The 22,667-nt window shown below is 41.3% G+C and carries 26 protein-coding genes, 3 pseudogenes and 1 riboswitch; of the genes and pseudogenes, 6 read left to right on the top strand and 23 right to left on the bottom strand.

All coding sequences use genetic code 11. The annotated features are described in order from the left end of the window. Nucleotides 1-97: 97 nt before the first annotated feature. The 7 genes and pseudogenes from J7E32_RS20790 to J7E32_RS20760 form a co-directional block, all read right to left on the bottom strand. Nucleotides 98-640, bottom strand: a complete 543-nt coding sequence (locus J7E32_RS20790) for a hypothetical protein (RefSeq protein WP_214911349.1) — start codon at nucleotides 638-640, stop codon at nucleotides 98-100. Nucleotides 641-709: 69 nt separating this feature from the next. Continuing rightward, nucleotides 710-1,663: an ATP-grasp domain-containing protein gene (locus J7E32_RS20785; protein WP_214911347.1), complete on the bottom strand. Its 954-nt coding sequence runs from the start codon at nucleotides 1,661-1,663 to the stop codon at nucleotides 710-712. Nucleotides 1,664-1,693: 30 nt separating this feature from the next. After that, nucleotides 1,694-2,743, bottom strand: coding sequence for an LLM class flavin-dependent oxidoreductase (locus tag J7E32_RS20780; RefSeq protein WP_214911345.1), 1,050 nt, complete (start codon nucleotides 2,741-2,743; stop codon nucleotides 1,694-1,696). A 142-nt stretch (nucleotides 2,744-2,885) separates the two neighbouring features. After that, a riboswitch (SAM riboswitch) is annotated at nucleotides 2,886-2,991 on the bottom strand. Nucleotides 2,992-3,071: 80 nt separating this feature from the next. Next, entirely contained in the window at nucleotides 3,072-4,253 is a 1,182-nt protein-coding gene (locus tag J7E32_RS20775) for an LL-diaminopimelate aminotransferase (protein WP_214911343.1), read from the bottom strand. Nucleotides 4,254-4,413: 160 nt separating this feature from the next. Next, nucleotides 4,414-5,683, bottom strand: a pseudogene (locus tag J7E32_RS20770) (YjiH family protein). A gap of 312 nt (nucleotides 5,684-5,995) precedes the next feature. Beyond that, a pseudogene (locus tag J7E32_RS20765) lies at nucleotides 5,996-6,338 on the bottom strand (ATP-dependent Clp protease proteolytic subunit); the annotation flags it as partial. Nucleotides 6,339-6,411: 73 nt separating this feature from the next. After that, on the bottom strand, nucleotides 6,412-7,770 hold the full coding sequence (locus J7E32_RS20760) for a transposase (RefSeq protein WP_214911341.1): 1,359 nt from the start codon (nucleotides 7,768-7,770) through the stop codon (nucleotides 6,412-6,414). Between the two features lie 88 nt (nucleotides 7,771-7,858). Here J7E32_RS20760 and tnpA point away from each other — a divergent pair, with 88 nt between their 5' ends. Then, the gene (tnpA, locus tag J7E32_RS20755; protein WP_214911339.1) at nucleotides 7,859-8,266 is read left to right on the top strand and encodes an IS200/IS605 family transposase; all 408 of its coding nucleotides are present in this window, start codon (nucleotides 7,859-7,861) and stop codon (nucleotides 8,264-8,266) included. 66 nt (nucleotides 8,267-8,332) lie between these two features. Here tnpA and J7E32_RS20750 read toward each other — a convergent pair. The 5 genes and pseudogenes from J7E32_RS20750 to J7E32_RS20730 form a co-directional block, all read right to left on the bottom strand. Beyond that, a pseudogene (locus tag J7E32_RS20750) lies at nucleotides 8,333-8,569 on the bottom strand (ATP-dependent Clp protease proteolytic subunit); the annotation flags it as partial. Between the two features lie 20 nt (nucleotides 8,570-8,589). Next, complete coding sequence (locus J7E32_RS20745) at nucleotides 8,590-9,252, bottom strand: sigma-70 family RNA polymerase sigma factor (protein WP_214911337.1); 663 nt, start codon at nucleotides 9,250-9,252, stop codon at nucleotides 8,590-8,592. A 264-nt stretch (nucleotides 9,253-9,516) separates the two neighbouring features. Continuing rightward, nucleotides 9,517-10,437, bottom strand: a complete 921-nt coding sequence (locus J7E32_RS20740) for a DMT family transporter (RefSeq protein WP_286183658.1) — start codon at nucleotides 10,435-10,437, stop codon at nucleotides 9,517-9,519. Nucleotides 10,438-10,585: 148 nt separating this feature from the next. Next, the gene (locus J7E32_RS20735; protein WP_214911335.1) at nucleotides 10,586-11,119 is read right to left on the bottom strand and encodes a cysteine hydrolase family protein; all 534 of its coding nucleotides are present in this window, start codon (nucleotides 11,117-11,119) and stop codon (nucleotides 10,586-10,588) included. 2 nt (nucleotides 11,120-11,121) lie between these two features. Next, complete coding sequence (locus J7E32_RS20730; protein WP_214911333.1) at nucleotides 11,122-11,799, bottom strand: AlkZ-related protein; 678 nt, start codon at nucleotides 11,797-11,799, stop codon at nucleotides 11,122-11,124. Nucleotides 11,800-12,056: 257 nt separating this feature from the next. On the opposite strand from J7E32_RS20730, the gene J7E32_RS20725 reads away from it, so the two are divergent. After that, nucleotides 12,057-12,596: an OB-fold protein gene (locus J7E32_RS20725; protein WP_214911331.1), complete on the top strand. Its 540-nt coding sequence runs from the start codon at nucleotides 12,057-12,059 to the stop codon at nucleotides 12,594-12,596. Nucleotides 12,597-12,907: 311 nt separating this feature from the next. Here J7E32_RS20725 and rpiA read toward each other — a convergent pair whose 3' ends face one another. From rpiA to J7E32_RS20700, 5 genes are all read right to left on the bottom strand, one after another. After that, nucleotides 12,908-13,573: a ribose-5-phosphate isomerase RpiA gene (gene rpiA, locus J7E32_RS20720; RefSeq protein WP_214911329.1), complete on the bottom strand. Its 666-nt coding sequence runs from the start codon at nucleotides 13,571-13,573 to the stop codon at nucleotides 12,908-12,910. A gap of 89 nt (nucleotides 13,574-13,662) precedes the next feature. Then, nucleotides 13,663-14,136, bottom strand: a complete 474-nt coding sequence (locus tag J7E32_RS20715; RefSeq protein ID WP_214911327.1) for a GNAT family N-acetyltransferase — start codon at nucleotides 14,134-14,136, stop codon at nucleotides 13,663-13,665. Between the two features lie 23 nt (nucleotides 14,137-14,159). Beyond that, on the bottom strand, nucleotides 14,160-14,759 hold the full coding sequence (locus tag J7E32_RS20710; RefSeq protein ID WP_214911325.1) for a DUF7010 family protein: 600 nt from the start codon (nucleotides 14,757-14,759) through the stop codon (nucleotides 14,160-14,162). A 90-nt stretch (nucleotides 14,760-14,849) separates the two neighbouring features. Then, nucleotides 14,850-15,188 (bottom strand): YolD-like family protein, encoded by a 339-nt coding sequence (locus J7E32_RS20705; protein ID WP_214911323.1) that lies wholly within the window; start codon nucleotides 15,186-15,188, stop codon nucleotides 14,850-14,852. Nucleotides 15,189-15,290: 102 nt separating this feature from the next. Then, the gene (locus tag J7E32_RS20700) at nucleotides 15,291-15,659 is read right to left on the bottom strand and encodes a hypothetical protein (protein ID WP_214911321.1); all 369 of its coding nucleotides are present in this window, start codon (nucleotides 15,657-15,659) and stop codon (nucleotides 15,291-15,293) included. 163 nt (nucleotides 15,660-15,822) lie between these two features. On the opposite strand from J7E32_RS20700, the gene J7E32_RS20695 reads away from it, so the two are divergent. Further along, a complete protein-coding gene (locus J7E32_RS20695) occupies nucleotides 15,823-17,235 on the top strand; it encodes a LysM peptidoglycan-binding domain-containing protein (protein WP_214911319.1) in 1,413 nt (470 codons plus the stop codon). Nucleotides 17,236-17,273: 38 nt separating this feature from the next. Here J7E32_RS20695 and J7E32_RS20690 read toward each other — a convergent pair whose 3' ends face one another. The 6 genes from J7E32_RS20690 to J7E32_RS20665 form a co-directional block, all read right to left on the bottom strand. After that, entirely contained in the window at nucleotides 17,274-17,450 is a 177-nt protein-coding gene (locus tag J7E32_RS20690) for a hypothetical protein (RefSeq protein ID WP_214911317.1), read from the bottom strand. Between the two features lie 519 nt (nucleotides 17,451-17,969). Further along, nucleotides 17,970-18,950, bottom strand: coding sequence for an ABC transporter permease subunit (locus tag J7E32_RS20685; RefSeq protein WP_214911315.1), 981 nt, complete (start codon nucleotides 18,948-18,950; stop codon nucleotides 17,970-17,972). After that, on the bottom strand, nucleotides 18,943-19,854 hold the full coding sequence (locus tag J7E32_RS20680) for an ABC transporter ATP-binding protein (RefSeq protein WP_214911314.1): 912 nt from the start codon (nucleotides 19,852-19,854) through the stop codon (nucleotides 18,943-18,945). Before J7E32_RS20680 ends, J7E32_RS20685 begins: the two co-directional genes overlap by 8 nt. 12 nt (nucleotides 19,855-19,866) lie before the next feature. Continuing rightward, nucleotides 19,867-20,646 (bottom strand): SGNH/GDSL hydrolase family protein, encoded by a 780-nt coding sequence (locus J7E32_RS20675; RefSeq protein ID WP_353654087.1) that lies wholly within the window; start codon nucleotides 20,644-20,646, stop codon nucleotides 19,867-19,869. A 150-nt stretch (nucleotides 20,647-20,796) separates the two neighbouring features. Continuing rightward, a complete protein-coding gene (locus tag J7E32_RS20670) occupies nucleotides 20,797-21,309 on the bottom strand; it encodes a cell wall hydrolase (protein WP_214911312.1) in 513 nt (170 codons plus the stop codon). Nucleotides 21,310-21,519: 210 nt separating this feature from the next. Beyond that, nucleotides 21,520-21,873, bottom strand: coding sequence for a hypothetical protein (locus J7E32_RS20665; RefSeq protein ID WP_214911310.1), 354 nt, complete (start codon nucleotides 21,871-21,873; stop codon nucleotides 21,520-21,522). 114 nt (nucleotides 21,874-21,987) lie between these two features. Between J7E32_RS20665 and J7E32_RS20660 the strand changes: the two genes are divergently transcribed. The 3 genes from J7E32_RS20660 to J7E32_RS20650 are packed head-to-tail and all read left to right on the top strand — an operon-like array spanning nucleotide 21,988 to nucleotide 22,578. Further along, a complete protein-coding gene (locus tag J7E32_RS20660) occupies nucleotides 21,988-22,143 on the top strand; it encodes a hypothetical protein (RefSeq protein WP_214911308.1) in 156 nt (51 codons plus the stop codon). Nucleotides 22,144-22,161: 18 nt separating this feature from the next. Then, nucleotides 22,162-22,347 carry a hypothetical protein gene (locus tag J7E32_RS20655; RefSeq protein ID WP_214911306.1) on the top strand — a complete coding sequence of 62 codons (186 nt, stop codon included), beginning with the start codon at nucleotides 22,162-22,164 and terminating at the stop codon, nucleotides 22,345-22,347. Nucleotides 22,348-22,398: 51 nt separating this feature from the next. Beyond that, nucleotides 22,399-22,578: a hypothetical protein gene (locus J7E32_RS20650; protein ID WP_214911304.1), complete on the top strand. Its 180-nt coding sequence runs from the start codon at nucleotides 22,399-22,401 to the stop codon at nucleotides 22,576-22,578. Nucleotides 22,579-22,667: the final 89 nt, after the last annotated feature.

Here is a 22,667-nt window from a genome sequence, read left to right as displayed (position 1 = left end):
ATCCACGTAAAAATGGATTTATTTTAATGACTTCCATAGGCTTACCCCCGATATTTTTTCACATCAAAAAGAACGCAAACCTATGCGCTCTTTTGCTTTATAACATTTGTAAAGCTATATCAAATGTATCTTCCTTAATCTGCTCTTCAGAAATGTTTGGATTGTAGTAGCCAATATTATAATAGATTCCATCTTTTTCAAACGATAGAGACCCGTTATAATACCCTGCAACTCCCTCTGTGATTTGAACTTCTTCTCCTAGCGACTCAGCGTATTCTACTTTAAAGTTATGGACAGTAATCATAAAAATGATGTCATCCTCTTTGTTTTTTGAAATGCTCATAAAATCGACCCTTAACTCTTTCCCATCGTGCTTGAAATCCTCAATGGTCATTTTTAGCGGCATGGCGTCAAAAGGTAAATCATTAGGCGGTATTACTTCAAATGGCAAAGCATCTAAGCCAACTTTCAAGGATGGTACATTATAGAGGATGGGAACACTTTTCAATTGCTCCTCAGTGGCATCCCCAGTTTGTTCTACTTTTTCGAGTTTACTAGTATCGAGCGCTCCATTTTGTTTCTGCTGGCAGCCGAAAAGCATTAGCACCAGGATTATAGGAATAAACGATAACTTTTCCATCTGCACTCCCCCTTACTTTTTAATACGGAGGAATCTCTGAAAAGTTTCAAATTTTATCCAATTTTTAAATTATCTTGTTACTGTACCATACTCTGCAGCCAACTCTTCTCCTAAAAACTTTGCCAGCTGCAGCATTCCGAACTTACCTGCTTTTGCTTCAGCATCTGAATTATAATTCGTATTTGTATTGATATCGTAAGTGAAGATTTCACCTGACTCATTTTTGATGAATTCAATTCCAGCAACATGAATATTATTTGCTTCAAGTACTCTCTTATATTGATCAATGATTGGATCCTTAAATCCTTCGATTACCTGGAATTTTGGCTTCTCTTCAACTTCTTCTCCTACAGGGCAGAAAAGGTCTCCAATCTGGCAGGCATCAGCCGGACACAGTTCAAATCCTTCAGATGTATCCACTCTCACCGCATAAACAAACTCACCGCCGACAAACTCGCATCTTGTTATATAGCTCTCCGGGGACTGAATATATTCCTGAATAAGCGTCACACCATCGACGGGTTCTTCAAAAGAAGGTCCATCAACATATGCCTTCAGTGCTTCAATCGATTGAAATAGCTGAACGCCAAGACCTTTTCCAGCCCGATTGTGCTTCGTTATAAATGCCCTCCCGTCAAATTCCTTCGCAGCATCCAATAGCTGTCCTTTCCCGACAGTCGCAATTGTCCTCGGAGTCCTTACTCCATGCTTGGTCAACTCAAGATATTGCTTAACCTTGCTTACCTCCAGTTCAAGCGCACGGGATCCGTTGAATACTTTGCGGCCGTGAGCCTCCAGCCAGGCTAAAACCTGGGCAGTATACTCCGGAGCGAATCGATGGCCTCTTGTGTGAGAGGATGCACTCATCCTGCTATAAAAAATCCCCTCTGGCGGTTCCTTTGATAAATCAAGTAAGCCCTCGTCTAGATGCCATTCTTCATATGGAACTCCCAGCTCATCAAGCCGCTTTGTCAAATGGACCGTCCATTCGTTATTTTCATGAATGATATATACTTTGCTCATTATTTTTTCATCTCCTTAATCAAATGTAAATCAAACAATCGCTTGCTTCCTTTTTGCCTCAACAAGCGGCATAACATGACTAGCAAAGCGTTCCATTTCCTCGAGCTGAGGAGAGAATTGCAGTAATAGCAATCCTAATCCAGCTTCTTCATACTGTAAAATTCGCTCGGCAATTTGCTCCGGAGTGCCAACCAAATTCGGCCGCAAGCCTCTGTTGGATACTGAATAATCCTGCAGCTGGATTTGCTGCTCAAGCTGGGATTTACTCGTAAAATCTTTAAATCCTGCATAGGCACTGGATTCTTTAACATCCGTGATGCGTTCCAATTCTGCAAATGCCTCTTCCTCAGTGTCACGGCAAACGACATAAGCCGCCATTCCGAACTCCGACAGTTCAGGATTTGATGTAGCAGCCCTGCGCGCCTTCATATCTGTTATTTTCTGTTCAATTTCTTCGACTGTTCCACCATGCATGACATAGGCATCGCATTTTTCAACAATCGTCTGCTTTCCCTTTGCACTCTCACCGCCGGCGTATAAAATCGGATTCGGTCGCTGTACTGGTTTCGGGAACAGCTTCGTGTTTTTCAACTCATAAAACTTGCCTTCATAAGAGAAGCTGTCTTCACTCCATAGTCCCTTTAGCACATCAATGAACTCTGTGGTCCGTTCATATCTCTCATCATGCTCGGTAAAAATCCCGCCGTATTGGCGTGCCTCTTCCTCCCACCATGCTGAAACCACATTGAGAGTAAATCGACCGTTGCTGATTTGGTCAATATTTGCCGCCATCTTTGCTGTAACTGCAGGATTATGGAAACCAGGTCTAACTGCAGCCATAATTTCTATTTTTTCAGTCACAGAAGCCAGAGCAGCAGCCGTAGTCCATGCTTCAAGGGAATCGTGCTCAGGACCTTTGATATCATTTAGATATAACTCTGCTATCAAAGTGGTAGAGTAGCCCCATTGTTCTGCTGATTGGATCACCTGCTTCGCATAATCGAAGGTAGGCGGCATATTTTCATCCTCTACATTCCTAAGCCATCCGCCAAATATCGGCAGCCAAAATCCATATCTCATCTCACTCTCTCCTCATCTCATTTAATCTCAACTTAACCAACCTGATAAGTTGGTTTTACAAGAAAAATATTAGAGACTCAAAAATAAGTCTCCTAAATACAAAAAGCTCCCTTCTTTAAGAAGAGAGCCGTAGATTACTCTCTCCTCATCTTTCAGACAAATTTGTCCGCAGGAATTGGCACAGTATTCGTTCAGAACCTGTTGCCGAGGTTTCGCAGGGCCTTTCCCTCCACCTCTCTTGATAAGAAGACATGTATTAAATTTTAGTTTACTAAAGTGATAATATTCTAAATTCATTTAAAAGTCAATTCGTTTCTCGAAATATATTTTAAATCCCTACCGGAAAGCCTGACAGAAATTTATTTACCCTTTGGGATGCCTCAACCAGTCTTTCTGGAGGCTGAACCATTGCAATCCTGACATAACCTTCACCTTGTTTGCCAAAAGCGTCACCAGGAACGACAGTAATCCCTTCCTCATCAATTAATTTGAAGGCAAAATCACGGGATTTCCAGCCGGCAGGAATCTTAGCCCACACAAACATCGTTGCCGGAGAATTGGCCACATCCCATCCGCTGTTCCGGAACCCAGATACCAAAGCATCTCGCCGCGCTTCATACTCCTTTAGCTGATCCTTCAGGAAAGAATAATCAGAAGTAAGTGCCGCAATCGCAGCTTTTTGGATCGGGTAAAAAATTCCGTAATCGATATGTGATTTGAAGGATGCAAGTATATTGATAACCTGCGAATTCCCAGCGACATACCCAATGCGGCAGCCTGCCATATTGAAAGTTTTAGAGAGAGAATTGAACTCTACCCCTACTTCCTTGGCACCCGGTACGGACAAGAAACTAATTTGCGGGTTCCCGTCATAAATCAATTCAGAATAAGCGAAGTCATGTACGACCAGGATATTATGTACTTTTGCGAATTCTACTACCTGTTCAAAAAAGGGACGGTCCGCCAGTGCAGTGACAGGATTTCCGGGATAGCTCAAGATCATCATTTTCGTTTTTTGTAAAACTTCAAAAGGAATCTCATTAAGCTGCGGCAGGAAGTTATTCTCCTCCAATAAAGGCATAGGATAAATAGAACCGCCCGCAATGGTTACGCTAGCTTCATAGATTGGGTAACCCGGATCTGGAACAAGTACATAATCACCAGGATCAATGATCGCAGTTGCAAGATGTGCAAGACCATCCTGAGAGCCCATTAGCTGCAGGACTTCACTATCAGCTTTTAGTTCCACCGAATATCGCTGTTGGTAAAAATATTTTACCGCCTCATTAAATTCACTAATTCCCTTTAGCGTGTATCCATATTTCCCTGGATCCATCGAATATTTTGCAAGCTCCTCCATTACAAAAGAAGGCGGCGCAAAATCCGGACTTCCTATACTCAGGTCGATCACATCTTTCCCGTTCATCAAGGCAGCCTGCTTACGGTCAACCACTTCCTGAAAAATACTGGATGTCATTTTTCTAATCTTTTCTGATCCGTAGAGATTCATGGACATTCCCCTTTACAGTTGATTTTCTAAATGTTGTCTACTTAGAGGTTTATGATTCTAAATTTTTAAAATATAAAATCGATTATAACAGTATCGAGTTTTCAGTTCTAGAAAAAAATAAAAAATGAGCTGCAAAGCAGCCCACTAAATAACTTCCATATTAAAATAAAAGATGTGCAATCGGTGCTACTATGATGAGAGTCAGGATGGTCCTCTGTATCCAGATGACTACCAATTTCCTCAGGCTGATTGGTATTTCTGTCGACATAATGCTTGGAATCAACGCGGAGAAAAAGATAATAGCTGAAACAGAAACAACGCCGATGACAAACTTTGTGATCATTGGGGCTTCTGTTACAAGCAAAGCAGGCAGGAACATTTCGGCAATTTCAATAGCGGATGCCTTAGCTGCCAGCATTGGCTCTGGAATCTGGAGAATCAATGTGAATGGATAGAAAATGTAGCCAATAAGATCAAACACTGGGGTGAATTCTGCTAAAACAAGCCCCAACAATCCTACAGACAGAATCGAAGGCAAAATTCCCATCGTCATGATAAATCCGTCTCGCAAGTTATCCAGTATGTTTTTGCCAAGAGAAGGTGCTTTGTTCGATGCTCATAGCTCCAGCCCAAGCCGTTTTCAAGCGATTTTCCGTCACTGGTTCCTCAGGTACACCTTTGCCCTCATAATATTCATCACTAACCGTTCGTAAAGGGCGCAGCCTGACCGTGATAGCGGTTACAATAAATGTAACGAAAAGCGTAGTCCAGAAATACGTATTCCATACTTTCATTAACCCTAATGTTTTCGCGACTACAATCATAAACGTCGCTGAAACTGTAGAGAAGCCCGTTGCGATAATAGTGGCTTCTTTTATAGTATACTTGCCTTCCTTGAAGACGCGGTTGGTGATCAGAAGGCCAATTGAATAGCTTCCTACAAAGGAAGCAACAGCGTCAATCGCAGCCCGTCCTGGTGTCTTCCAGACAGGCCTCATGATTGGCTGCAATAATACGCCAAGAAATTCAAGCAGGCCATAGCCAACCAGCAACGCCAAAAATACAGATCCAATTGGCACTAGGACACCAACTGGTATGACAAGCTTTTCATACAGAAATGGCCCCATGCTTGGTTCAAAGAGCCATGCAGGACCAACCTTCGTCAGCAGCATCAACGCTACTACTACTCCTAGTACTTTTAGCAAAGAAAAAACGATAGTCGCCGGATTCTTGTTCCACGTTTTTCTGTAAAAAGGATAAATGGCTCCCAATAAAATAACAATGAATGCATAATACGGAACGGCTGCAGAAAAAGTGGTAATAAACCAGGTAACTAAGTGATCGAGCGGGATTGATGATTTTTCTCCAACAGTGATTGGAACAAAAAACATGAAAATGCCAATCGCACTAAATATGAAAAACTTTATCATATTTATGGTTGATGATGGTATTTCTGGCTGTTTTCCGGTGTTCACTTCAGGGGTGTTCTGCACATGATTCCCTCCTTTACTTCATTATTCGGATTATTTGTAAGAGAGGAGCATTCTTATGCTCTCCAGTTACCGATAGGAGTGGTACCTATATAAACTTTATTCACAAAAACATGAAATTAGGTTGTCACATGGCACATTTTTTAAAAACCTTTAAAATTACATTCGATTTTTGGGTGGGGAAATCCTTTAGCTTTTAACAAATTCTGTTTAATTTTCCCATAAAAAAGAGCTGCCCAGGGCAGCTCTCCACTATGTCCGTGTAATAATCTTATCAATAATCCCATACTCCAATGCTTCCTGTGCACTCATAAAATAATCCGACTGTATCCTTGGCGATTTTTTCCACTGGCTGGCCGGTTCTCTCGGATATAATCTGATTCAGATGATCGCGCAGCTTAAGAATTCTTTTGGCGGAAATCTCGATCTCTGTCGCCTGGCCCCTTGCACCGCCCAGCGGCTGATGAATCATGATTTCACTATTTGGGAGTGCAAGTCGTTTCCCTTTTGTACCGGCAAGCAGCAGCATGGCTCCGAACGATGCAGCCATTCCGATGCAGATTGTGCTGATATCGGGCTTGATGTATTCCATCGTGTGAACCTCACCACCTAAATCAGAGATTATAGATGGTGCTTCCCTTATCTTAAATACAGTACAAACCAAGCTATTAAGCCACCTTCGGTGCCTCCAGTGCCTGGGTAAGACTAATTAATGAAGACAAGGTTTGATATGCTCTTTTTGCCAACACAGGGACTTTTGCCTGCAAGGACAACCACGACTTTTCAGACATGGATTTTTGGTAAGCTCGAATGAAATATCGAGCAGCTATATTGTAACTGGCCGAAAGGTCAGCGTGATACACCTTGCCCGTTGTAAATATGGCAAGGTCTTTTTTGTAGTTACGCTCTACTTCGTCTGAACCATCATAAGCTAAGGCGCTTGTGTTACGAGCATTGATTCTTGAAATTCGCATTCCAGCATAGTGGGCCATTTCTGTTACTTTGTTTTGGATGGCCGTTTTACGCCAATAGCGCAATTTGAAACGAAGTTTCTTTGCGCCCCAAAAACCCTTTGGCACCTTCATTTTATCGAGGTACTCAAAGACAACAACATCACAGTTATGTTCTTTTGCGAATTTCACAATCTCATGTGAGGTAATATGAACGATGTGTTTCTGTAGACCATTAATTTGTCGCCAATAGTTAGGCGCAGACACCCAGCCGGATACTCGCTGCACTTTGCGTAGTTTGTTCGTCATGCGATACAATCGGTCTTTTTCTTTTGGCTGATTGATAAATTTACGTGCCAAGACAGTTCCTTTCGCATCCATGACAGAACAAACTGCAGAGTTGGTGATCCCTAGGTCTACAGCGCACACTTTCTGATCTTTTATTTTAGTCTCACTAAGTTTAACTTTGTGAGTGTAAGTGAAATTAAGGAAGTATTTCTTTCCGACTTTAACAAGCTTAGGATTATGGTCTTTCCAATCCCAAACATCACGTTTATATAGGTCTTGTTCTTTGAACTCGATATCCATCCACACCCAATCGTAGTTATGGAAGACTTTGATTTGGGCAGACGTTGCCGATGTACGCTCGAACATATTGCTTTTATAGAAAACAGGAAACTCCTTGTGTTCGAGTTGCAACCTCGGAGGATTCTTTTTGAACTTCTTACCTTCGGCAATAGCGACCTCCTTCTCATTTAACCAGTTTTGATAATTGGAGCGATAGCTTTTCACTTTACCGAAAGCAGCATTAATGGCTCCTCTTCTGAAATAAGAAGGGAACTTGTAAAAGTGTTGATTAAACTCCTTGTACTTTGGAGAAGGGTTAGTTTTCGTGATATGTATTAGCTTTTCAACTGAAGGCACAACAAACTTCGTGGATAAGTGACTGAGATGGTCATATTCTTTTTCAATAACGTCAATTACAAAAGATAAAGCCTCGTTATACACAGCAACCGAAGCATCAAAGATGCTAGAATGATTTGTAACCTTGCACCTTAAAGTTTTAGCAATCTTCACGAATAACCCCCCTTACCAAAACATACGTTCTATGATAAAGTATAGTATATACGATATTAGTTGTAAAACAAAAAGGCATGATTAAACAGTGGAATTTAAAAGGAATAGACATGCGGTTTATAAACTTCAATATCATTTAGTTGTAGTGACTAAATATCGAAAAAAGTGCATTAACAAAGACATATTAATCCGCCTTAAAGAGATTGCTCACAATCTGTTCGAAAAGTGGGGTTGCGAGGTCATTGAAATAAACGGAGAGTCGGATCATGTTCATATCTTGTTCGAGGCTCACCCGCAGATAGAGCTCTCTAAAGCGAAAAATAACTTTAAAACTGTCAGCTCCCGTTATATTCGAAAAGAGTTCGAAGAACATTTAAAACCATACTATTGGAAACCCTATTTCTGGAATCGTAGCTACTGTATTATCAGCACCGAAGGGACTACAGTTGAAATAATAAAGCAGTATATAGAAGAACAAAGCCAACCGGAAGCGTAAAAAGAGGGGCTATCTCCACCTAAATTGTAGATTCTAGATGGAGTTTTGCGCCCCTAAGTTTTTTCGATCAATAATTGCGAAGCCTGCTGTGGTTGAACCTCCAGGACTATTAATATAGATGGAGATATCCTTTTCAGGATTATCTGCTTCAAGAAATAGAAGCTGAGCAATAACGCTGTTTGCCACCTGGTCATTGATTTCATCTCCAAGCATGATGATTCGGTCTTTTAACAGCCGGGAATATATGTCGTATGAACGCTCTCCCCGGTTGGATTGTTCGATGACATAAGGAATCGTACTCATCATGTTCCTCCCTTTCCTGCTTACGCAGCCATTTTGAAACTAGAGAGAGGTGAACGGGTGTACAGAGACATTTCCGGTGAACATGGAGCAAGTGCCGGGATTTCCTGGATATTTTCTAGCAGCACAGTCGGATCCTCAGACTGAAGCGATTCACAAAGCAAGTCTGACAGCAGCTTTTCTTCTTCCTCGTTCAGTTCCTGGTCCACTTTACGCAGATTCCCTTCCCTATCAAGCCTTTTCCTGGCACGATGGAGTGCTGCTTTAACGGCCATTTCCGTGGAGTCCAAGTGCTCGGCGATCTCGCGCGATTGAAAGCGAAACGCTTCCTTCAGGATAAAAATCACTGCCTGCTTCGGCGTCAATTTGGTCATAACCATCTCAACTGTATCCCTTACGCTCCCCTGATTAAATGAAGCAAGATTTTCCGGAATACCCGTAATCTCTCTACCTTGCTTCCTAATCGTATCCACCCATTGGTGATAAGCAATTTTTTTAAGTAAAGGCGAGCTGATTTGTGACGGCTCATAATGGCGGATTGCCTTCACTGTTACTTCCTGGACCAGGTCATCACCGTCCCAGTTATTTTTAGTAAGGAAGCGGCAATATTGCTGCAGACTTTTATAGTGGATCATGATCCCGGAATCCTCTGCTCTATTCAAACTCCTGAGTTTATCGATCGACATCCTGTTCACTCCTTCGAACCTCTCTGCCCCTTAAACGGATCTAGGGAGGAGAAAAGATACGGCCTTCAATAAAAATTTTTTATTCTATCTTCAGTATATGCCGGGAACGATTTTAGCCAGCTTCTTCAGTCCGTTTATTTTTTCTTAACCTCAACAATATTAGGGATAATGGTATAAGAGCTATTAATAAAAGAGCCAAAAAGTTACTTTTCGTAGTCAGACACGTAAACTCTTCCCGAAAAAACAACAATATGATGAAAAATCCTACTCATTAAAAGACTTTGCAATTTCGGCAATATCAACCTTCCGATTCACTGCCCTCTTTTCAAAAGTCCAATTCACCAGAAAGATTCCTGTAAAAATCAACGCCCCACCTGCGTAGACGTACCATTCGACGACCTCATCAAGCAGCACCCAGCCGGTAAGCAACCCGAAGAAAGGTGCAAGGAACAGGAAGGCACTTGTCTTGCCTGGATCGCCTTGATTGATGAGATAGAACCAAATCGCAAACTGAACGATCGAGGCCATGATTGCCAACCATAAAATAACCGTTATTGAAACCGGGGTTATCGTCAGCTTCGGTGTTTCCAGCGTAAGACCCATCAACAAAAGAACACTGCCTCCAAAAAGCATTTGATATGCTGTCAACACCCAGACATTGAAGCGGTTGCCCCATTGTTTGATCAGAATGGTCCCTATTGACCAAAAAACAGCAGCTCCCAGACCGAAAAGTGTACCAACTGTCAGCTGCAGGTGGAAACCCAATGTAATGAACACACCGACAAAACCAACAATCGCACCAATCCATTGAAGAAGCTTGTATCGAATTCCCAGGAACACGGTCCCCATCATTACCACCATTAATGGATTAGTAAATGTTAAAATCGAGGACTCGCCTGCGGTGATTGTCCGTAAACTGAGGAAGATACAGCCCATGACGCCTGCAGTCTGCACCAAACCGATGGTGAAAATCCTTGCCCAATCAGCCAGTTTTTCCGGCTTCAGTTTTTTCCTTACAAGGACTGCCATCAGCAGACCAGCAATCGTGAACCGCAAACCAACTAATAACAAAGGGGAGACATAGTTCAAACCAATCTTCCCAACAGTAAAGGAAGAGCCCATGAGAAATGTAGTGACAACGACAAGCGCAATAAACGTGAATGGATGAAGATTCGATTTTTCCAAAACGGCCCCTCCCTTTTACAGAGAATATATTCTGCTTAAGGGGTGAAATTCCCTTTATGATTTTTCACATATAATAAGCTTAGAGATATTAATAGTCTCTAAGCTACATTGGATTTAGCTAGTTCAGAAGTTGGTATAGTGTTCATTCCTAAGCTTTCGCGCTGAACCGTATCTCATCGCTAGACCGCACATCTGCAAACCAGCGCAATGTTCCATTGTGATGGTTGATGATTTGCTGTGCTGTTAATTCATTGCCATCCCATGTGCTATGTAAATCGGAAACTAAAGTTACTTTATATCCCTTACTGAATGCGCTTCTGCATGTCGTATCTACACAAACTTCCGTTTGAATGCCAACTAGATAGAGATGTTCGATCCCCTTTTCTATCAACTCCTGGTCCAGGCTTGTTTTTAAAAAGGAGTCCGGTGTGGTTTTTTGAATAATTATATCTCCCTCTTCCGGGCTAATTTCTGAATGGATTTCCCATCCATATGTCCCGTTTTCCAATGGGTATCCAGCTGATTCATTGTGTTGGATATATACGATTGGTATATTGGCTAAACGTGCCTGTTTAATCAGCCCCTTTATACCTTGCAGCAGCACTTTCCCATTGAAGACTTCTTCCCCTTCCAGGAACATTCCGTTTTGAACATCTATTATTACCAATGCACTGTTTTCCATGCTCATTCCCCCAGTATTTTCTCCAGTTTTTGAAAGGCTTTTTCAGTTGCAAAACCGCGAAAATGATTCACAAGGTACTCCCTCGCCCTTCCCTTATCCACAGCGATAGATGTAATTTTATTTCTGCTTGCCCAGGAATCGTATGTTTCAAAGGATGTGCTGCTCCAGCCATTCTTTTCGCCTTCCGCGTTTATTTTTTCCTTGATCCCCGAAATGACAATATCCATCGTTCCCTGTAGCTCTAATAAGCCATTGTCGAACACCTTTTTATGCTCTTTATCCCTTAATCCCGCCAGAGTCCTTAATTCTCTTGTATCGATGACCCCTTCCTCGCTAATGATTCTGTAAAGATTCAACGCTTTCCTTGATACATGTCCTTTTTGATAGCGGTCCTCAACCGTTTCATCATGGCCAATAACCGCCTTAAAATAAGGCAGGAAATCACTTGAAATCAGGATGGACTTTTTCTTCATGAACTTTCCATAACCAGCGACACCATCAACAGAAAACCTTGTCCTCCAAATCCATGGATCATATTCTGTATCCGAATGCCAGGACTCAGGAGTAGTAATAGTATTCAAAGCCGGGAAATCTGGTACCAAAGGCGCTAGCGGGAGTAAGCCTACCTCTTCAATGACCTGAATTGCTTCCTCGTAAGTCTTTATTTTGTATTCCTTCAATTCAGATAGCTCCTTCAATAAATCGTCTACTTTGTATTTCTATAACCTGATACAACTCGCCTATCCATAAATCCTCAAAATAACAGGTTCGGTTTTGAAGAACAAAATGCGAATTAACAGCGCTAACAATTATTCGGACTTGAATTAGCATCTATGGGAATTTTTATTTTTAGGATATTTTTCAATTACTTATTCCCATTTTGGGAAACATAAGCAAGGCACAATATTGAATTATAATATAATGGAGGGTAAGTGTTATGGCAAATTTAGTTAAATGTAAAGCATGTGGTAATGAAATTGCAAAAGGTGTAAAAAAATGTCCTCATTGCGGAAAAGACCAACGTAATTGGTTTATGAGGCATAAAATATTATCAATTATTGGTGCAATTATCTTATTAATTGCCTTAGTCAATGCATTAGGTGGTGGTGGAGATGTGGAAGATACCACAACTAATACTGAAGACACTGCTGAAGAAGTTAAAGAACCCATTGTAGTGACGGTTGATGAACTTATGAAGACTCTAGATGAAAATGCATTAAAGGCTTCTAAAACTTACAAGGACCAATATGTTGAGGTGAAAGGTAAATTAGGGAATATAGATAGTTCAGGTAATTACTTTTCACTTGACCCTCTTTCAGAGCAATATACAATTTTAAATGTTCAATGTTATATAGAAGAAAAGCATTTAGATACTGTAATGGAATTTAGTGCTGAACAAGAAGTAACGGTTGTTGGAACAATCACAGATGTCGGTGAAGTTATGGGATACTCTTTAAAAGTACAATCAATTAAATAAAAATTATCATAAAAAAGTTTGCGATTTTCGAATCTCAAACTTTTTTCAATTTTTTTTTAACACAAGTATCCAAAAACCTGCCTATCATTTTACGCATATTATTCAATTATCATACAAATTCGCAGACTGACAATAACTTCTGTAAGAGGTGCGAATTAGGGTGCTGAATAGCCTTTAATGAATATAAAACCTTGATATATTAACAAAAAGATCAGTCCAATTCAGTTTTCGAATTGGACTGCTAATTTATTCGCATTAAGCTTTTGTACTCTAGAACCGAACCCGTTATCATCCAGAAGCCCTGTTACAAATCAATTTGTTTTTTCTACCAGCTCACCATTTTCAATCGTGATCAGCCTATCCGCCATATTCACAAACAAACCATTTTCAACCACGCCCGGAATCATATTCAGCTGCTTTTCGAGTTCCTGAGGTGACTCGATCTTTTTGAAATCGCAGTCGAGAATATAATTACCATTGTCTGTGATGAATGGCTGGTTCCCATTTAGCCTTAATTTCGGTTCACAGCCAAGCTCGGCGATCTTCCTGGACGTCATTTCGGATCCGAACTTTACAATCTCAACCGGTAACGGGAAGGTTCCTAATTTTTCCGCTCCTTTTGATGAATCTGCAATGACAATAAAGGTAGAAGCTGCATTGGCAATGATTTTTTCCCTTAGCAGTGCTCCTCCCCCACCTTTTATCAAGTTCAAATTAGCATCAAACTCATCCGCACCATCAATCGCTACATCAATTTGTTTTATATCTTTAAAATCCACCAGAGTGATCCCTTGCTCCACAGCTAGAGCGGCGGTTTGCTCCGATGTCGGGACCCCAGTGATGTTTAGACCGTTTCTCACTAACTCCCCCAGTTTTTTGATTGTAAAATAAGCGGTTGAGCCTGTTCCAAGACCAACCACCATTCCGTCTTTTATGTATTCAACAACTTTGATGCCGACTAATTCTTTTTCATTCATCCTGGCACCTCCAATCCTTCGAACATAGCATAGCTTGGCCTAATAAAAATTATGTGCAGGTTTTCGGACTGGGACAGTCTTAGGCTATGTTATTCTATTTCGTATTGTACATATTTTACAAAATAATCCATCACATTCTCATCTTCTATTTTTTCATTGGTTTCTACAAAGCCAATCTTTTTATAAAATGTGATCGCTCCTTCATTTTCAGGCACAACGGAAAGACGAACCCTTTGACAATTGGGATGCTGTGTCGTGATCATTTCAATGATTTTCTCCATGGCGATTTTTCCATACCCAGATCCCTGGAACTGTTCACCAATCATAAACCTTGGCACCCAGTGACGGTCATAGTCCTCGTTATCAGATATATACTCCACAGCTGCCAATCCAACAACAGTGTCATCTTTACAGATCGCGTACGGTGTAAACTTTTGATCAACATATGCCCAAGCAATGGTTGCCAAATTTCTAGCAACAAATGGCTTTTGATCCTCGGAAACTTCAAGTTTGGCACAAGCACGGATATTATCCTGTGTGACCTTTCTAATTTCTATATTCATTCATGCTCCCCCATTTTAAAAAGTTATATTGTCATGGAATTCTTTTTTTCTGCAGTAGTCCATTTCCCCTTTACAGCTTTTGCCTCCTTTATCAGCCAGAACAAAGTAATAGAATACACAATAATCAATGAAATTGGTATTAGTAAATAAGCATGACCCATCCAGCCGAAACCGATCACAGAAACAGTCAAGACAGTAGCAACCGTTTGAAACAAATATGCCTTGCTCTGGTAAATAGCCACATAGGGTAGGAAATGAGCCCCCGTTAAAACACCGACAATGAACGGAATCCAATCCGGCTGCTCGTATGCAACAAGAATGATAATCGGTGCGAAGAAAATTTGGATTCCACCGACTAACCCGCCAATGGTTGAAAGAGGATTATGTGTGGCGAGAAAATTGACATGAATAACTTTTGAAACCAAAATCCCAAGAGGCAAGACAAGACCTATGCCAAATAAATAAACCCAGACCATGATATGTTGTGGTACAAAAAGTCCTCCCACTCCCATCACCAGCCAGAAAATTACCCCTGCTATAAACATGGGATACCCTTTGCCGGCTTCTGCTGATAATTCCATCCTTAGCTCTTCAAAATTCAAATCAGAAACACTCTGCTTCATAGCTAAATAGCCCCCCTAGTAGGAGTATTTTTTATATCCTATCTTTAATATAGTTTACAGAATGTTCTTTTAAAAGGATTATTTTCCTATTTATTCAATTACTGCTACAGCGACTATATCCCCAAATGCAATTGACAACGCACATCCATCCTCAGCTACCATCCGTACTTCCTTCCTGATCGGATCGAGAAAATGAACGTGGCCTTTTTCTTCATATGTAAATCCATCATCCCACTTCGAAATTTTTACTGGATATGTAAATTCCATGGCGTAGCAAATCTGATTCTCCATCTCCTGGATTTCATACTCATCGAGCAACGGCTTCGGCTGCCGCAACTCATCCCTGGCTAGCTCTCTCAATAATGCTCGATGCTCCGGCATAAAGTGAGCTGGCATAAATTTCAGCTTTCCTCGATCACGTATTTTCATGCTGACCATCCTTTCGGGAGTGTTTAAACCTATTATATCCCGAACAAACGTTCGTAAACTATACCTAATTTATTTTTTCATAAAAAAACTGGCTAAGCCAGTCTATGCAATCACTTCATGATATTTAAAATAAGTCGAGAGTTTGGAATCAACGTGATCCTTCCATCCATCTAATGGCACATTCAACTTTTTCAGAACTTTATAGGCATGGACCCATGCGCTCATTTCAGCCGTAATTCGATAAGACCAATCATTCAGCCATTTTTCATAATCGAGTTCGCCATTGATAAAATCAATACAATGGCCAATTTCGTGTGCCAAGGCATAAACATTTTCCAGCGTGGTCGATAATGGAATCGTTATGGACATGTTAGGATTAAAATTGATTTTCTTCTTAGAATCATATATCACCTTGCAGTTCAACTTCTCCGCCTCTTCTACTAAAAGTAAAAAAGTGCCATACGTAACCATACATTTTCCCCTTTTATTTTTATAGTTTTTCTCTCTATTATATCGGTTATTTTTAAAATTTATACACTTATTCTAAATATTCAGAAATATACCATTTGCAGATAGGACATCTTTTGCCGGCATATCATTATAAAAGGGACCTTAATTTGGAGGATGATTATATATGAAAATACATGTCGTAAGGCCGGGAGACACTTTATGGGGCATTTCACAAGGCTACCAAACTGACATTAATCAGATTATTTTAGCGAATGAAATGGATAATCCCAATGTATTAGTGGTTGGGCAGTCACTTGTAATCCCGGAAATTAGCCGCGAGTATGTCGTCCAGCAGGGTGACAGCTTGTGGGCAATAGCCTCCCGTTATGGGGTCACCGTACAGGAACTCGCTGCCTACAACAATATCGCGGACCCTTCGCTGATCTTTGTTGGCCAAATGCTTCAGATGCCATATCTGATGCATTCCATCCAGTCTGGCGAAACTATTTGGGCGATTGCCAGGCAATATGGGGTGACTGTGAACGAAATAGCTGCGGCCAACAATATTTCTAATCCTTCAGTCATTTATTCTGGTGGGGTTCTGAGGATTCCAGCACCTCAAAAGCCTGCAGCTGAAGTGAACTCCTATATAACGAGAATGGATGATACAGGCAGAAGAAATGTTCTGTCACGCGGGCACCTTTTCACGTATCTTGCTCCTTTTTCCTATAAGATTGGTGAAGATGGATCACTCCTGAATCTACAGGATACAAATGTTCTTCAAGCGGCCAATATGACCAACACCTCACCATTGTTGACAATTACGAATGAAGCAGAAGGCTCGTTCAATTCAGACCGGGCAGCCGCCATCCTGCGGAATCCAGCCGTCCAGGACACTTTGCTGAACAACATTCTGGGTAAAATGAAGGAAAAAGGCTATACCGGCTTGAATATCGATTTTGAATACGTCTATCCCGAAGACCGCGAAAACTATAACAACTTTTTAAGAAAAACCGTTGCCCGCTTGCATCCTGAAGGCTATACGGTCTCGACTGCACTGGCTCCAAAGCAGAGAGCTGATCAGGAAGGTCTCCTGTATGAAGCGCACGATTACAAAGCGCACGGGGAAATTGTTGATTTTGTAATCATCATGACATATGAATGGGGCTGGTCCGGAGGAAGGCCATGGGCAATCGCACCACTAAATGAAGTCAGGAAAGTGTTGGACTATGCTGTAACAGCCATTCCGCGTGATAAAATCTTAATGGGTGTGCCTTTATACGGAAGAGACTGGCGTATCCCTTGGGTGCAAGGAACTTATGCTCGAACAGTCAGTCCAAAAGGAGCCGTAGAGCTTGCCGCGCAACAGGGTGTCAATATTCAATATAATGAAACGTACCAATCCCCATTTTTCCGCTACACCGACGCAGACGGACAACAGCACGAAGTCTGGTTCGAAGACGCAAGGAGCGTCCAGGCCAAGTACGATACCGTTAAAAAGTATGGATTACGCGGTGTCAGTTTCTGGACATTAGGACCATCCTTTCCTCAAAACTGGCCAATGCTGCACAATAAATTCAGGGTAAAGAAACTATAAGCATAAAAAATCTTGCGATTAGTGGATCGCAGGATTTTTTAGATACCGTCAAATATAGACCTCGCGAGGAACCTGAACAAATAGAACACCAGCCGGAACGGAAGAATAATCAATTCCGGAACCCAGAACAATACATCAAAAACGAAATCCCAAAATGTATAGCTGCCTTCCTGCTTCTTTTTCCTTCTTCTTTCGGCCCACTTTTCAGTGAACATTCAGGTTCCTCCTATTTTTTGTTACACTCTTCGCAAATTATTTTACCCTGATACTGTATAAAGGCTTTGATCTCCGTCATCCCCTTCGTTTCCGGATACCTCATTTTAACGAATATCTCTTCATTCGCTTGAATTTCTTTCTTGCATACCGAGCATTGTGGCGTGATTTTGAACATTAGCTTCACCTCGGTTTTAAATACGTATTCAAGTGATGAAAGTTTCAGATTTTTACTAGTACTCTTCCTGTGATAAACAAATATTCTTCACAACAGGCTTAAAATTTTGCCAAACTGGCATTATATCCGGATTGATTAGTATTAAATCCCCACTAATTTCTTTCAACCGTTAATAAAACTCTTCCAACCGTCGATAAAATTGGTGCAACCGTTCATATAACATTTATAACCGTTTAAAAAACTGCTGCAACCGTTCATATGTTTGTCTAATATTTATTAACATTCTAAAAAATCTAGAGAATCATCAAAACCCTGACCGAAAACTGGCCAGGGTTCTATCAAATTAATATATATCCTGTCTAATAAACACAACAAACGAAACAATCAAGGCTGCCAGTCCCCATACCGCCAACACCACTAGTGAAAATCCAAGCGTCATACCTTCGATCGGCGGCGCCTGGCCGGATAGGTAGCCGGTCAGATTCAAATTGATCATGAACAGGTATTTTGCTGATTCCCAGGAGGAGACCATATTGCTGAGGATGGCTCCGGAAATCAGCGCGGCGAGCATGACGCCCATTCCTGCTGGCGTATTGCGTATCAGAACTGAAAGCATGAATGTGATAGTTCCGACAATCAGTGCCACGAACCAAACAAGGCTGAACTCCATCAATAGATACTGCCACTGTGGAATCATCTGGACGGCATTCGTATTGAGTTCATTCCCTACGACATTGAATCCGGTTATAACAGGAGCGGCCCAGCCTTGATAACCAAAAATAAGGCCGGATATCAAATACGACAGCACTCCAAACAGCACGACAATTGTTGAAACAGATAAAATCAAGGTGAGATATTTGCTCATCAAGATCTTCCAGCGCTTCACCGGTCTTGTAAGCAGTAACTTTACCGTTCCGGCGCTCCTTTCTGAAGATACAATATCAGCTGCCACCACCATGATCATCAATGGCAAAAACAAATTGATTGAATGCTCCGCGAACACACGGGCAAAACTAGGTGCTCCCGGTTCCATCGGATTTACATTGTTATCAAGGTAGTATTGTTGTTGCTGGATGCGAAGTTGAAGCTCGCTTTTCCACTCATCTGAAATGCCGCTGCTCGTAATCCTGTTTTGTGTATCAATGATTTGCTGCTGCAATGTCGTTCGCCAATCAACATCCCCAAACCGCTCAAGCCTTCTTTCAATTTCTCTGTATTGAGAGTAGGTAAAAAGCGCGACAAGCACAGCAATGATTCCAGCCACGATAAGGATTCTTTTTTTGCGGACAATCTTCAGCATTTCATTCCTGACCAGATTAATCAATCGTCTCACCTCCAGTCAGTTCAAGGAAAAGGTCCTCAAGTGCAGGCAGTTTCCTGTTCATCTCATTCACCTGGACTCCCTTTTCTACCAGCATCCGATTCCAAATAGCACTTTCATTTTCAAAATAAGGAGTAACCAAAGCTCCATCTGGCCCATCCGATACTGTCGTTACTCCACCCAGAATTTCTTTCGCAGTATCACGCGGTTCGGCATGCCAGATGACTTTTTCCTGAAGTGCCAGCAAATTTTCAACATAGTCCACTTTGATAACTGATCCTTTTGAAATGATTGCGACCCTGTCACACATCAGCTGGATTTCGCTGAGAAGATGGCTTGATACAAGCACAGTTAGCCCCTCTTCTTCAGCCAGATAACGAATGAAATTCCGCATCTCTCTTATCCCCATTGGATCCAGTCCGTTCGTGGGCTCATCCAGAATCAAGACCTTTGGTTTGCCCAGCAAGGCCTGGGCAATCCCAAGACGCTGCCGCATCCCAAGCGAATACGTACTGACACGATCATGAATCCGTTCATCCAATCGCACAAGCTCTACCACATAATTCATATGCTTCGTGTCGACTTCCGGCAGCATCCTCGCAAAATGCTCGAGATTTTCCCAGCCCGTCAGATAGGAATATAGCTCGGGATTTTCAACAATACAGCCCATTTGCGACATTGCTTTCGTAAAATTCTTCCTGACATTGTAGCCGCCGATTTCAATTGTTCCTGCACTCGGTTTGATCAAACCGACCAGCATTCTGATGGTCGTTGTTTTACCAGCGCCGTTTGGACCAAGAAAGCCAAACACTTCGCCTCTTTTCAAATCAAAGTCGATGCCTTTGATGATCTCTTTTTTGCCAATCGTCTTTTTCAGCCCTTTTACAGAGAGCGTAATCTCACTCATCGTTCTCCCCCCTTACCATGTAATTAATGAAGCGACCCGCTCCGCGATTAGCCTGTATCCTTCGGCATTCGGGTGGAATTTATCTGTATACAAATAATCGTTGACACTAAGCTGAAATAAGTCGAACGTCGGCACATAAACCGCCTTTTCATTCTGGTCAAGCAATTGATTCGCATCATAATTCCAATCACGGACAATTTTTGTTGTCAGCTCGGAATCATTCAAATCAATGAACGGATTATACAGGCCAATATGAAAAACAACAGCCGAGTCATTCATGGTTCGCACTTCTTTTAAAATGGCTTCAAGGTTTTTCAGATAACTTTCCTTGGCCTGAGCAATTTTCTGCTCATCCATTTGCAAGAACGTTTGTCCACTCTGGAACAAGTCATTGCCGCCAATCGTAATCAGGATGTAGTCTGCACTCTGGATCTTCCTCTGGATTTCTCCTTGCTTCAGCTGATCCAACAGCTGATTCGAACGGTAACCTTTAACGCCAAAGTTATGTATTGTGATTTTTTCTTTTGATTTCTCCTCAAGCTCATCAACCAGATAGCCAATATAGCCTTTGCCTGAGTCATCCCCGGTTCCACGTGTCAGCGAATCTCCGAGTGCGACAACCACCTTACCGTCTTTATCCTTATCTACTTCTACTGGTTCTTTCTCTTCAATTGCTCCAGATGCTCCTTTGCTGAAAAATTGATTTTGAATTGTCCATCCAAGACCAAATAGCATCAATATCAATGAAAGCACTGAAAATACCAGTGTTAATCTAACCGAATACTTTTTCACCTGACCACCCTCGTTCCACTAATTGGTAAGCTTTATTTTATAATAATTTCGAAAGGAATAAAAATGATAATACTGTGGCGATGTGCTGGATGGTGGCTTTTGCTGTTTTAAACGCAAAAAAGCGCGCAGCTTTATATGCTGTACGCGCTTTTAGATGGCAAATGCATGTTTTCCGATTGTTTTAACGACATCTCGAGTGAAAATCCACTGACTTGTCGCTGTCTCCGGATTATAGAAATAAAGACAATCAATTTTATGTTCATTCTCAAGGGCATCTTCAACTGCTTTGACTGCTTCTTCACTTGCCGGTTTATTAATCGCACCATTCTGGACCGGCTGGAATGCGTTTCTTTGATAAATCACTTCTTTTACTGTATCAGGAAATTGTTCGTGCTCCACTCGGTTCAGCACGACTTCGGCAACGGCTACCTTGCCTTCATATGGCTCACCTTTTGCTTCCGCATGGACCAGGCGGGCAAGAAGCTTTACTTCTTCTTCCTTAATGAAGCGTTTATCTGTGACCGAAGACTCCTTCGTATCAACATCCACTTTTTTGGCTGTTAAAGTCTCAGCCGGCTTGTTCGTTTTCGTTGATTCTGCATAAACTGTATATGAACCAATTACTAATGTAAGGATTGAAACTAGCATAAGAATTTTTTTCATTGTAAACCTCCTGTTTTGGTTTATTAGACTGAACAGGCCCTATATTAGGCTAACAGGTTTACAATCTTATCACACTAGTTAATGACTGGGTTAATTTTAAACTTCATACCAACAAGGGTAAAAACTGTATTTATTATTACGAAATAATGTTTACTCGTAAACTTTGTTACAATTTTAACATCATTTGTTGCCTTCATTTATAAGCAAACATCAGTTTTTTATTGAAAAAAGTGCACTCAAACTTCTTAGTGTATGGATTCTCGCTGTCAGAATAAATAAGTCAGATTGATTATGCTCCACATAATCTTCAATGATTCTAAGACCTTTCCAAAACCGCTCCACAAGCAATAATGTATATTTTTCATCCCACTCAAACATATTGATTCTTGATAGCTCCTGAGCGAGCTGATTAAATTTATACTCCTCCACCCAGAGCTTGACTTGAAACAACTTATCATGATTGAGAATCAATCCAGACTTACTTTTATAACATTTTTGGACGAAATCCGCAAACCCCTTAATATTTTCTGCCAGCAGGTTGGCTTTTTGCATCTCAAAATTCACTCTCACCAACTCCTTCTATAAAACAAATATGTTTCAGTCTGGAATTTTACAACCACCAAACCGCCATTTGGATATTTATGTTAAAATAAAGAAAACCACCAGGAGTCGTTCTTTATGAAATCAAATTTTCAAAAGAGGAAAATCCAACAGAAATACCGAGAAGAAGTTGGCAAGAAAACCGAAAAAGACCGCTTTTCTTTATTGATCAATATAATTTCTCTTGTTGTGATTGTGGTTTTTATTTTGAATCTGTATATTGACTGGTTATAAACGAAAGGAGAAAAGAACATGCTTTGGTTAGCACTGTTTTCCCCGTTAATTGTATTGGTTCCCCTTGCTGTTTATATGGATAGAAAAAAAGGAACCGGTGACCCAAAACTTAATTCTGAAAATCACCGAATTGAACAAGACCAGGCCCTTCACGACAAGTCATTCATTTTCCCAGGCGGAAATGGTCCAACAGAAGGTCAGTAAGAAAAGCGCAAGCGCCTTGTTCAGCCCCGACAAGCGCTGGAGGGCCGACCAGTGAAGTCGCTCTTTGACTTCATTGGGCGGACCGAAATCGAAAAGTATAGCCGACTGTCCAGAAACGCAGATACTGGAGACTCCGACAAAGAAGCGCTTTTTGCTTCTGCCGGCGGAGTTGAAGTTTCGGAGTTTCTAGAAGGCGACACTAGACAAGCGACTCGAGGGGCTAGGCGCTGAAGCTAGACAATTCTCGAAGGGGAAATCTACACTTCAATATATTGTAAGAAAAGCATCGACTACGATGCTTTTTAATCTAGATATTCAGC

Source organism: Bacillus sp. ISL-55 (genome assembly GCF_018613155.1).
GTDB lineage: Bacteria > Bacillota > Bacilli > Bacillales > Cytobacillaceae > Mesobacillus.
The sequence above is the reverse complement of the archived record's forward strand: the minus strand, read 5'-3'. Positions and strand labels throughout refer to the sequence as shown.